At 45.5% G+C, this 11,921-nt stretch carries 9 protein-coding genes; 7 read left to right on the top strand and 2 right to left on the bottom strand.

From position 1 onward, the window contains the following. The first annotated feature begins 531 nt into the window (after positions 1-531). From mutM to BBC0178_RS01755, 7 genes are all read left to right on the top strand, one after another. Positions 532-1,407 carry a bifunctional DNA-formamidopyrimidine glycosylase/DNA-(apurinic or apyrimidinic site) lyase gene (gene mutM / locus BBC0178_RS01785; RefSeq protein WP_078038989.1) on the top strand — a complete coding sequence of 292 codons (876 nt, stop codon included), beginning with the start codon at positions 532-534 and terminating at the stop codon, positions 1,405-1,407. A 143-nt stretch (positions 1,408-1,550) separates the two neighbouring features. Continuing rightward, entirely contained in the window at positions 1,551-2,933 is a 1,383-nt protein-coding gene (locus tag BBC0178_RS01780; RefSeq protein ID WP_078038988.1) for a dipeptidase, read from the top strand. A 10-nt stretch (positions 2,934-2,943) separates the two neighbouring features. Next, a complete protein-coding gene (locus tag BBC0178_RS01775; RefSeq protein ID WP_078038987.1) occupies positions 2,944-3,564 on the top strand; it encodes a ribonuclease D in 621 nt (206 codons plus the stop codon). Positions 3,565-3,762: 198 nt separating this feature from the next. Further along, on the top strand, positions 3,763-4,500 hold the full coding sequence (locus BBC0178_RS01770; protein ID WP_077970224.1) for an outer membrane protein: 738 nt from the start codon (positions 3,763-3,765) through the stop codon (positions 4,498-4,500). A 507-nt stretch (positions 4,501-5,007) separates the two neighbouring features. Beyond that, positions 5,008-5,757 carry an outer membrane protein gene (locus tag BBC0178_RS01765; protein WP_078038986.1) on the top strand — a complete coding sequence of 250 codons (750 nt, stop codon included), beginning with the start codon at positions 5,008-5,010 and terminating at the stop codon, positions 5,755-5,757. A gap of 242 nt (positions 5,758-5,999) precedes the next feature. Then, a complete protein-coding gene (ileS, locus tag BBC0178_RS01760) occupies positions 6,000-8,915 on the top strand; it encodes an isoleucine--tRNA ligase (RefSeq protein ID WP_078038985.1) in 2,916 nt (971 codons plus the stop codon). A gap of 261 nt (positions 8,916-9,176) precedes the next feature. Then, entirely contained in the window at positions 9,177-9,806 is a 630-nt protein-coding gene (locus BBC0178_RS01755; protein WP_078040306.1) for a hypothetical protein, read from the top strand. A gap of 777 nt (positions 9,807-10,583) precedes the next feature. Here the strand turns inward: BBC0178_RS01755 and BBC0178_RS01750 are convergent. Beyond that, on the bottom strand, positions 10,584-11,417 hold the full coding sequence (locus tag BBC0178_RS01750; RefSeq protein WP_078040305.1) for an aldo/keto reductase: 834 nt from the start codon (positions 11,415-11,417) through the stop codon (positions 10,584-10,586). Next, positions 11,417-11,866, bottom strand: coding sequence for a nucleoside deaminase (locus BBC0178_RS01745; protein WP_078038984.1), 450 nt, complete (start codon positions 11,864-11,866; stop codon positions 11,417-11,419). Before BBC0178_RS01745 ends, BBC0178_RS01750 begins: the two co-directional genes overlap by 1 nt. Between the last annotated feature and the right edge of the window lie 55 nt (positions 11,867-11,921).

Raw genomic sequence — 11,921 nt, 5'->3', positions numbered from 1 at the left:
TAAAAAGACGGATTTCGTTTTTTGCTAAAAATTCGAAATCCGTTTTTAAAATAACTAAAAACAACAAAAAGGCCGGGGAAAACCCGACCTTCCGTTATACGTTGACTGCCAGTACATCCGTGGTCAATCATCGCGTTGTTAAGCCTTATCTGTGGTCGTTATCTCTGTTTTTCAAGATGATAACATTTATTTGTACTTAGAAATTGACAGAAAAAGGTTAACAATTGGTTAATTTGCCAATTCAATCATCCATATTAAAGTGACATTATTTAATGACCCGATTTTTCATGAACCGCTTTAATGAGTGCATATTCGGTAAACCTTGATCCGATGACAGTTTTAAAAAGTTGATGATTTATTGTTCAATAAAAATGACATTCCGTCATTTACAACATTCTTTTTTCGTGAGAAAATTTTTTATCTTACCTTAAAATCGGCTTTCGCAACGATTATTTTGTAAAAAACAATGTTATATGCCTGAACCGGAGCGGTTGAAACAAATTCCCGCTTAGAACCCAAGAACAATCGGATATGCCTGAACTTCCTGAAGTTGAAACTGTAAAGCGTGGTCTCGAACCAAGTTTCACCCATGCAAAGATAATAAACGTTAAACAAAACCGGCCGGATTTACGTTTTCCATTTCCGGAAAATTTTCAATCCCGTCTTACGGGGCGCGAAATTATCGGCCTCGGACGACGGGCAAAATATCTGCTTATCTATCTTGATAATGAGGAAACAATCATAAGCCATTTGGGTATGTCGGGTTCCTGGCGTGTCGAAAATAGAACACCCGGTTCCTATTATCATGAAAAAAACAAGCTTGCTGTACATGACCATTTTGAAATGGATATCAGAACAGAAAACGGCGAGCTTTTACATGCCGTCTATAATGATCCACGCCGTTTCGGCTTTATGCTGTTGACAAAAACGGCTGACCTTGAACACCATAAATTATTGGCCCATTTAGGCCCCGAACCAACCGGAAACAGTCTTTCCGGTGCCTATCTTAACGAGGTTCTACGTAACAGGTCAGCCCCTCTTAAAGCCGCACTTCTTGACCAGACCATCATTGCCGGACTTGGAAATATTTATGTCTGCGAGGCCTTATGGCGAAGTCACCTTTCTCCGAAACGGAAATCGCTAACACTCGGAAAAAAATCGGCAGCAGCGCAACAAAAATCGAAATTGCTCGCACAAAATATTCGTGATGTTATCAACAAGGCGATAGAGGCAGGCGGCTCTTCCTTGCGCGATTACGTCCATACAGATGGTTCGCTCGGCTATTTCCAACACCATTTTTCGGTTTATGGTCGTGAAGGAGAACCGTGTCTCCAATGCGGAACCCCAATAAAACGCATTGTCCAATCCGGTCGTTCGAGTTTTTATTGCCCCCATTGTCAAACATAACGGCGGAAAGTTGTAAAAGCAGAAAATATCGTATCGACTATAAGAAGAGCGACGTGAACATGCCAAAAATGATGTTAACAACTTGCAAAACGGCTTAAGAGGCTTAAAGTTGTTTTCCAATCAACAAACCGCAGGTGCACTCCATGCTTGACAAAGTTTTATCCCGTCTTGATTCAAATCTTGATAATAGTCTCGAACATCTTTTCGAACTTTTACGTATTCCTTCTATTTCCACGGATCCCAAATATAAAGAAGATTGCCGCAAAGCTGCCGATTGGCTGGTCAATGACTTGAAATCGATCGGTTTTGAAGCTTCGCGCCGCGATACCACAGGCAATCCTATGGTTGTCGCCCACCATCCGGGTCCGACAAAAGATGCACCCCATGTTCTGTTTTATGGTCACTATGATGTACAGCCGGTTGACCCCCTTAACCTTTGGGAAGATGATCCCTTTGACCCGAAAATAAAACAGTTAAACGGTGAAAAGGTTATTGCTGCGCGCGGCGCCGGTGATGACAAGGGACAGCTTATGACCTTTGTCGAGGCTTGCCGTGCTTTCAAGAAGGAAACCGGTACCCTTCCGATTGCGATCACAATTCTGTTCGAGGGGGAAGAAGAATCCGGCTCACCTTCACTACAACCCTTTTTACATGCCCATAAAGACGAGTTGAAAGCCGATTATGCTCTGGTTTGTGATACCAGCATGTGGGATGCCGATACACCGTCCATATCCATCGCGTTAAGAGGCATGGTAAGTGACGAAATCATTATCCATGGTGCCGATCGCGATCTTCATTCCGGTCATTTTGGTGGTGCTGCAGCAAATCCTATTCAAATTCTTGCAAAAATTATTGCAGGCCTGCACGATGAAAACGGCCATGTAACCCTTAAAGGATTCTATGACGGGGTTGAAGAAACACCGGAAGCTGTCTTGAAATCCTGGAATGCACTCAATCGTGGTCCTAAAGAATTTTTAGGACCTGTCGGCTTATCGATTCCGGCGGGCGAAAAAGGCCGTTCCGTTCTTGAACTCGTATGGGCAAGACCGACCGCCGAGGTCAATGGCATCAGCGGCGGCTATGAAGGAGAAGGCTTCAAGACAGTGATTGCTGCCAAAGCCAGTGCAAAAATTTCTTTCAGACTTGTCCACAAACAGGATCCCGCAAAAATCAGAAAATCATTCCGTGATTATGTTCGCTCACAAATTCCGGCTGACTGCTCTGTCGAATTCAAAGATCATGGGGCTTCGCCGGCAATCGAACTGGCCTATGATTCGCCACTCGTTCAACTCGCCAAGAAAGCTTTGACCGAAGAATGGCACAAACCGGCTATTCTTGCAGCCATGGGCGGCTCGATTCCGATTGTCGGAGATTTCCAATCTTTCCTCGGAATGGAATCGCTGCTTGTCGGTTTTGGATTGGATGACGATCGCATCCATTCGCCGAATGAAAAATATAATCTCAAATCATTCCATAAAGGACAGCGATCCTGGGCAAGAATTCTAACTGCCCTGGCTAATAAATAGGATAATAAGAATGGCTAAAATACGCGTTCACAAAGGCGATTTGCCTGACCTGAAACATTATAATGTCAAGGAAGTTGCCATTGACACTGAAACTTTGGGACTGCACCCCCATCGCGACCGGCTCTGCGTCGTCCAGATTTCACCGGGAGATGGCACAGCCGATGTTATACAAATTGCCAAAGGGCAAAAGACAGCGCCCAATCTTGTAAAAATCCTTAAAGATCCGGATATTACCAAGATATTCCACTTCGGACGTTTTGACCTTGCTGTATTGGCTTTGACATTCGGTGTCATGCCGAGACCGGTTTTCTGCACTAAAATAGCCTCGAAACTCACCCGGACTTATACAGACCGGCATGGTTTGAAAGATCTGGTCGCCGAACTCCTCGAGATCAATATCTCCAAACAACAGCAATCCTCCGACTGGGGTGCTGACGAGCTTTCACCGGCTCAGGTTGAATATGCCGCAACAGATGTTCTCTATCTCCATCAATTAAAAGCGATACTTTCGGCAAGGTTGATCAGGGACGGACGCGAGAGTGTGGCAAAATCATGTTTCGAATTCCTGCCGTCAAGGTCGGAACTTGATCTTATCGGCTTTCCCGATGTCGATATTTTTGCCCATAGTTGATTCGCAAATCATATTTACAAATTAAAAAGCGCCGGTTTTCCGGCGTTTTTTATACTTTGTTTACCATACTGAAGAGCTTTTGGTCCGAAAGGCCTAAAAAAATGCTCATTCGACTTGCTGTGGCATTTTGTTACAGACTTTATGACCACACAAACTATATTGACCTCAATCGCAATACATTTCGCGTGGAGTTAACAAATGAAAATAAAATATCTCGTTGCTGCTTCGGCTTTGGCTTTAACCGCTGCTTCCAGCGCACAAGCTGCTGACGTTGTCATGAATCAGGAACCGGCTCCGGTTGTTGCCGCTCCTGCTTTCTCCTGGACCGGCTTCTATGCTGGTGGTCAAATCGGTGGTTCATGGTCTGACACAGACCAGAAGATCAAAGGCCGTAGCAACGTACAGAACTTTGCCGGCTTCGGTAAATCCTTCTCTCCGGATCCGTCAGGTTTCATCGGTGGTCTTTATGCCGGTTACAACTATGATCTCGGCAACAACATCGTAATTGGTGCCGATACCGACTGGGTATGGGGTGATATGGACGAAAGCGACAGCGCGACCTACCTCAAAGGCCAAGAAGGCGAATACAAAGTTAATGGCAAGATCAAAGAAAAATGGGCTGGATCAACCCGTGCTCGTATCGGCTACGCAATGGATCGCTGGATGCCTTATTTTGCTGGCGGTGTTGCTTATGCCAAGATCGACTCGGACGCCAAGTTCTCGGGTGCTCGTAACAGCAAGGTCAGTGATAGCGATACTTTGACCGGCTATACTCTGGGTGCCGGCGTTGATTATGCTATGACCGACCACATCATCCTTCGTGCTGAATATCGTTACACCGACTTCGGTGACCAAGACTACGGCAACAAGGACTTCAAATATAATGTAGATTACAAGACCAACGATGTACGCGTTGGCGTTGCCTACAAGTTCTAATTCTTTTTGAAGAATTAAAAAGAAGCCCCGCAGAAAACTGTGGGGCTTTTTTTATTATCTTGTTCAACCTTTTTATCTCTTGTTTTGACTCCTTTTTATCTCTTGTTTTGCCTATTGATAGAACCAGAAGACCTGCATTCAATGGAAAGTTCGTCACAAAACCGGATAAAATGCAGGGCTATTCCATAAAAATGGAACATGGGAAACGGCTCTGGTCTCTTCTCTTTGACACAAAAATCGATTTGGCATATAAGTCGCCGTCTTGAAAAATTAACGGAAAATTTGCGAATCGACGTCGTAAAGCCCGGTTTTGATTCTGGTCAAAAAGCGTTTTCGACACTTTTTTAAAGAAACGACCTGCATTTTTTCTATATTTTTCAACCCTCCTCGCATTTTATTGAGGTTTTTGTTTCAGTTTTTGCGAGGTGTGTCTTTCGTGCTACAGCAATTCTTATCCGGATAAACTATATAAGTTCAGACGGCATTTTATTGCATTGGAGAATAAAAATGAAAATTAGATATCTTATTGCTGCTTCTGCAGCTGCTCTTACAGCAGCTTCTTCAGCACAAGCTGCTGACGTTGTAGCAAATCAGGAGCCGGCTCCTGTTGTTGCAGCTCCGGCTTTCTCATGGACCGGTTTCTACGCTGGTGCTCAGATCGGTGGTTCCTGGTCAGATACAGACCTTCATGGCAAGTATCGTACAAGCGCTACCAATTTTGGCGGTAGACAGGGCTTTTCGCCTGATCCGTCAGGTTTCATCGGTGGCATCTATGCCGGTTATAACTATGACCTCGGCAACAATATTGTCATCGGTGCCGATACCGACTGGGTATGGGGCGACATGGACGAGAGCGACAAGCACTCTGTAACATATAACGACGGCCAAACCGGTTCTTTCCAAGGCAAGTTGAAAGAACAGTGGGCTGGTTCTACCCGTGCACGTATCGGTTATGCAGTTGATCGCTGGATGCCTTACATTGCTGGCGGTGTTGCTTATGCCAAGGTTGATTCGAGCTACCGTATGAAGGATTCTGCTGGCAAGGTTGTACCTGGCTTTTCAGCTAGCGATAGCGACACACTCGTCGGTTGGACAATCGGCGCTGGTTTCGACTATGCTATGACAGACCACATCATCTTGCGTGCTGAATATCGTTACACCGACTTCGGTGACGAAGACTACAGCAAGAACAACGTTAAATACAATGTTGACTACAAGACCAACGATTTCCGCGTTGGTGTAGCTTACAAGTTCTAATTTAAACGAACTTTGTTTTGGAAAGGCTCCGTATTTTACGGGGCCTTTTCTTTTTCTCGATTTTTCAGTTTTCTTTCTGTTTCATCTCATGATAAAGCCATGCATCATGAGTGTATATGACCCTGACCTGATAACGTTACGAATTATTAGCCCGATCTTCACCCTTGCTTGAACATTGCAATGGTATGGAAGGTCGGGAGTTCGATGATTGCAAAACAGTAACGCCTACAGGAATTTTTAACATGTCAAATAAAGACCAAGCCATGGATTATTCAAAAACCCTTTATCTGCCTAAGACCGATTTTCCTATGCGTGCCGGCCTTCCCCAAAAAGAACCGGAAATTGTCAAACGTTGGGAAGACATGGATCTCTATGGCGCATTACGCAAACAGGCAGTTGATCGTCCCCTTTATGTTTTGCATGATGGTCCTCCTTATGCCAATGGTGACATTCATATCGGGCATGCCTTGAACAAGATCCTGAAAGATACCATCGTGCGGTCTTTCCAGATGCGGGGTTATAATGCCAATTATGTACCCGGCTGGGATTGCCATGGCCTGCCTATTGAATGGAAGATCGAAGAAAAATATCGGGCAAAGGGCAAGAATAAAGACGATATTCCGATCAACGAATTCCGTCAGGAATGTCGGGAATTTGCCAAACATTGGGTCAAAATCCAATCGGAAGAATTCAAACGGCTTGGAATTATCGGCGATTTCAAAAATCCCTATACAACCATGGCGTTCCATGCGGAGGCTCGTATTGCCGGTGAACTGATGAAATTTGCCATGTCTGACCAGCTTTACCGCGGTTCCAAACCCGTTATGTGGTCGGTCGTTGAAAGAACCGCTTTGGCAGAGGCGGAGGTCGAATATCACGATGTTGAATCCGATACAATCTGGGTCAAATTTCCGGTTCTGAAAGCCAAGGCTGATGATTTGTCGGGAGCTTTTGTCGTCATCTGGACAACCACACCATGGACAATTCCCGGTAACCGTGCTGTTGCCTATTCTTCGCGTATTCCTTATGGGCTTTATCAGGTGGTGGATGCCGAAAATGATTATGGCCCGAAGCCCGGTGAAAAACTGATATTTGCTGAGGCGCTCGCTGAAGAAAGTGCAAAGAAAGCAAAACTGACTTTCAGAAAGCTTCGCTCATTGAATCCTTCCGAGCTTGATACGATGCTGCTTTCGCATCCGCTCAAAGGTTTTGCCAATGATTATGCCTTTAAAGTTCCCCTGCTCGATGGAGACCATGTCACGGCCGATTCCGGTACCGGTTTTGTCCATACAGCGCCAAGCCATGGGCGCGAAGACTTTGAAGTATGGGTTGCAAATAAAGGGAAAATCGAAAACCTCGGCATTGATTCATCCATCCCCTTTCCGGTTGATGATGCCGGTTACTACACCAAGGACGCGCCGGGTTTCGGCCCAGATCGCGAAGGCGGTGCTTCGCGTGTTATTGATGATAACGGTAAATATGGTGATGCCAATAAAACCGTTATCGCTCTGTTGATTGAAAAAGACATGCTCTTTGCCCGCGGGCGTATCAAGCACTCTTACCCGCATAGCTGGCGCTCGAAAAAGCCTGTTATCTTCCGCAACACGCCACAATGGTTTGTCTATATGGACAAGAAACTCTCTGACGGAACCACATTGCGCGAACGCGCTCTCAAGGCCGTTCAGGATACACGTTTTGTACCACCGGCAGGACAAAACCGTATTGGTGCCATGATGGAAGATCGTCCCGACTGGGTATTATCCCGTCAACGTGCATGGGGTGTTCCCATTGCAATTTTCGTCAAGGAAAACGGTGAAATTCTCAAAGACGAGGCTGTCAACAAACGCATTGTCGATGCTTTCGAAAAAGAAGGTGCCGATGCCTGGTTCAAGGAAGGTGCGAGAGAGCGTTTTCTCAGTGAACATGCCAAAGAAGATTGGCAACCGGTTCATGACATTCTTGATGTCTGGTTCGATTCGGGCTGCACACATGTCTTTACACTTGAAGACCGCCCCGATTTGAAATGGCCAGCCGATCTTTATCTTGAAGGATCCGACCAACACCGCGGATGGTTCCATTCTTCGATGCTGGAAAGCTGCGGAACGCGGGGAAGAGCACCCTATAATACTGTTTTGACACACGGATTTACGCTCGATGAACAAGGCAAGAAAATGTCGAAATCATTGGGGAATACCGTCGCGCCTCAAGATGTTATCAACACTTCTGGTGCCGATATTTTGCGCCTTTGGGTCATGACAACCGATTATTGGGAAGATCAGCGTCTGGGAAGAAATATCATTCAGACCAATGTCGATTCCTATCGGAAACTGCGCAATGTTATTCGCTGGATGCTCGGTACACTTGCCTATGACGAGGGCGAAAATATCGCCTATGAAGATATGCCGGACCTTGAAAAGTTTATGCTGCATCGCCTTTACGAGTTGGACAGGCTTGTCAACGAAGCTTATGACGGTTTCGATTTCAAGCGCATTACCCGTGCATTGCTCGATTTTTCAATCGTTGACCTCTCGGCTTTCTATTTCGATATCCGCAAAGATTCGCTTTATTGCGATGCGCCTTCTTCTATAAAGCGCAAATCAGCAATCCATGTTGTGCGCGAGATTTTTGAACGCATGGTCACATGGCTTGCTCCGATGTTGCCATTCACAATGGAAGAAGCCTGGCTTGAACGGCATCCGGAAAGCAAATCGGTTCACTTTGAACAATTCCGCAAAACACCGGATAGCTGGTGCGACAATAAACTGAATGAACGTTGGCGCAAAATCCGTCAGGTCCGTAAAGTTGTCACAGGTGCTCTTGAACTTGAAAGAGCTGAAAAACATATTGGCTCTTCTCTGGAAGCAGCACCCGTTGTCTATATTTCCGACCTTGATTTGTTGAAAGCTGTCGAAGGTATGGATATGGCGGAAATTGCGATCACAAGCGATATTGTTATTACCAATGCCGAAGCCCCGGAAAATGCTTTCAAGCTCGATGATGTCAAGGGTGTTGCTGTGGAATTTCATAAAGCTGACGGTAAAAAATGTGCCCGTTCATGGCGCTATACACAGGATGTCGGCAGTGATCCCGAATATCCTGATGTGTCTGCACGTGATGCCGCCGCATTACATGAACTCCATGCACTTGGAAAAATCTGATCTCAATAAAAAAGACTGGCAAAGTTTTCCTCTTTGCCAGTGAAGACTGTCTCTTGAGTGAACTTCACTACTTCCTGGTTGGTAGGGATTGCCGTAGAGGCATATGTCATGATATGGAAATGGACTATAGGTGCTAATGAACGGCACAAAATCATGGTTGTTATCTGCCTCAGGGTGGAATGGTGAAAGCAATTTTTGGCGGCACAGCCGGGAAACGGATTAGCAGTGAAGAAACGCGAAGTAGCATTTATTGTATCGAGTATGGTTACGGCCGGTCTTATGCTGACAGGATGTGGTGTTTCCAGTCCGACTTATGGAACAGATAAATCCACGGGCAAGCAACTGATTGACGATTTTTCGAATATTGCATCAATCAGATCCAACACCAATAAAAATCAGGTTGACACCAAGCCGCGCCCCGAGCTTGTCCGTCCGGCTCCCGGCACAAAAGGCGTTCTGCCACAACCGCAAACCAACGTCGCCCAAACCGGAACACCGGATTGGCCGGAATCGCCGGAACAAAAGCGGCAGAGATTGCGCGACGAAGCAACGGCGAACCAGAACAATCCGAATTATGTTTCCCCGATTGTTCCTGATAGCGGCAAAGAAACAAAACCTACCGGATCGACGGAATGGCTTGACGGTATTCATCGCAACGAGCAAGTCAATAACGATAAGGAACAACGTGCCGAATATTTACGCCGCAAAAAAGAAAATGAAGGCGGCTCTCCAACCACACGCAAATATTTAAGCGAACCGCCTTTGAGTTATCGTCAACCGGCTGCCTCCGCACCAGTTGGAGATAAAGGCGAGGATGAAGCGAAAAAAGAGCGTGAGAGGAAAAAAGCACTCAAAGAAAGCTCCGGCAAAAAGAGCTGGTGGCCTTTCTAAATATCAAGGCTGCCCCCTGAAATCTTTATTCTTTTGTCGAGACACTCCTGTCCTTTTCCGATAGGGGAAAGTTGGATTTTATTTATTTGAAGGGCATGAGGACTGTTCGTTTTTTAACTAAAACATTCATTTTTTTAACTAAAACACCGGCGAAGTCACTCCGTTTTTCTGTTCAAAACGTCTGACCCTCCCGTCACACGTCATATTACCTTTTTTGCCGCATGTTCCATTGACCTCACTCATCACATGTTACATCAACAATGTGAAAAACTCGGAACTTGTAGCACGATGTTCCAGCCGGTTCCGGATTGAAACTTTTCGCCCTATCAAACGGCTATGGCGATGGGTGCATATATATAATCTATTTGTCTCGATAAATGCCGCTATTCGACCACCCCGAAAGCCCGCCTCGGGTGAAAGCCTTATCGTTCATTTTTATTCATAAAACGCATGATAAAAATAGTATTCTCTGTTTCATTCGCTCACTTGTTTCGAATGCTTGATAAGCCAATCTTCAGTCAATAAAAATTTCCGGTTGTGTCTCCAAACCGGTCATTGATTAAACAGACTATTCAGGAATAGGTTAGACTTCCCGAACGGATTGGATATCCTAAAATAGGTGTTTTCCCCCCTTTTCAGGTTCAAGATTTTAAAATCTTCTTCGTTTTCTTGGGGGCAAAAAAACTGTCATGCTTGTTATGTCATGCTTGTTATACAGTGTTTTTCACCATTTCCAGCCGATCATTCGAAGCGTTCGACTTTCAAACTTTACTTTTATCAAATAACTTCGAGCGGCTGTTTTCGTGTCGGTGGCAAAAATATTTTATCAAGAGCTTGCAGGACATCGTGATCGAGTGTGAGATCAAGCGCTTTGGTGTTTTCACGCAAATGTTTAATTGACGAGGTCTTCGGAATGGCAATCATCAGCGGATTGCGGATAACCCAAGCAAGAGCAAGAACTGATGGTGCAACATTGAGCTTTCCCGCAAGATCCAGAAGATCATGGTTTTTCATGATCCGGCCCTGTTCGATCGGTGCATAGGCCATAACCGGAATATTATGGTCTTCACACCATGGGATAAGATCGAATTCCGGTCCTCGACGTGACAAATTATAAAGTATCTGGTTGGTCGCAATGTGTCCTTTTGGGGCTATTTGTGCAAGATTTTCCATGAGTGCGGTATCGAAATTGCTTACCCCCCATGCGCCGATTTTGCCTTGTGTGACAAGTTTTTCCAGAGCTTCCACGGTTTCGCTCAAAGGCACGCTGCTTTGCCAATGCAGAAGATAAAGGTCGATTTTTTCGATTTTTAAATTTTTAAGGCTGCGTTCGCATGCTTCGATTGTGCCTTTTCTTGAAGCATGGCTTGGCAAAACTTTTGAAACAACAAAGGCATCGTCACGTCGCCCGGCAAGCGCTTTACCAACCACTCTTTCGGAACCACCATTTCCATACATTTCAGCCGTATCAATGAGCTTCAATCCGAGATCAAGGCCTGCACGCAGAGAATCAGCTTCAATGTCTGCGGGAGAAATCCCCTCTCCCATACCCCATGTCCCCTGTCCTAAAGCCGGTACGATCGAACCATTCGGGAATGTTACTGTTTTCATCATTCTTCTCTTTTTCCAGCAAAAAAATTTTTGAGCAACCGGGAAGCCTGTCTTTCGCCCAAGCCCGAATAAACTTCCGGACGATGATGACATGTTGGCTGGCTATAGAAGCGGACACCATGCTCAACCGCACCACCTTTTTCGTCGCTTGCAGCAAAATAAAGTCTCCTGATACGGGCAAAAGATATGGCAGCTGCGCACATTGTACAGGGCTCCAATGTCACATAAAGGTCGCAATCGACCAATCGCTCGCTTCGAAGCGCCTCGCATGCCAAACGAATAACCCGCATTTCCGCGTGACCTGTCGGATCAAACTTTTTATGCGTGAGATTGGAAGCCTTGGCGATCACCTGTCCGTCCTTGACAATCACGGCGCCAACCGGCACTTCGTCATTGGCATTTGCCGAAATTGCTTCTTCAAGTGCTATTTCCATTGGCGTTTTTGTCATTTTTGCCTTTTAATCATTTTGAAGCGCCGGAACAATTGGATTTTATACGCCGTTT

The sequence above is a fragment of the Ditibartonella apihabitans genome (assembly GCF_002007485.1).
Lineage (GTDB): Bacteria > Pseudomonadota > Alphaproteobacteria > Rhizobiales > Rhizobiaceae > Bartonella > Bartonella apihabitans.
This window is presented reverse-complemented; position numbering and strand designations above follow the sequence as displayed.

Bases quoted from the DNA above. Each gene is read 5' to 3' on its own strand.
- mutM (WP_078038989.1), top strand. From the start codon at position 532: ATGCCTGAACTTCCTGAAGTTGAAACTGTAAAGCGTGGTCTCGAACCA.
- BBC0178_RS01780 (WP_078038988.1), top strand. From the start codon at position 1,551: ATGCTTGACAAAGTTTTATCCCGTCTTGATTCAAATCTTGATAATAGT.
- BBC0178_RS01775 (WP_078038987.1), top strand. From the start codon at position 2,944: ATGGCTAAAATACGCGTTCACAAAGGCGATTTGCCTGACCTGAAACAT.
- BBC0178_RS01770 (WP_077970224.1), top strand. From the start codon at position 3,763: ATGAAAATAAAATATCTCGTTGCTGCTTCGGCTTTGGCTTTAACCGCT.
- BBC0178_RS01765 (WP_078038986.1), top strand. From the start codon at position 5,008: ATGAAAATTAGATATCTTATTGCTGCTTCTGCAGCTGCTCTTACAGCA.
- ileS (WP_078038985.1), top strand. From the start codon at position 6,000: ATGTCAAATAAAGACCAAGCCATGGATTATTCAAAAACCCTTTATCTG.
- BBC0178_RS01755 (WP_078040306.1), top strand. From the start codon at position 9,177: ATGGTTACGGCCGGTCTTATGCTGACAGGATGTGGTGTTTCCAGTCCG.
- BBC0178_RS01750 (WP_078040305.1), bottom strand. From the start codon at position 11,417: ATGAAAACAGTAACATTCCCGAATGGTTCGATCGTACCGGCTTTAGGA.
- BBC0178_RS01745 (WP_078038984.1), bottom strand. From the start codon at position 11,866: ATGACAAAAACGCCAATGGAAATAGCACTTGAAGAAGCAATTTCGGCA.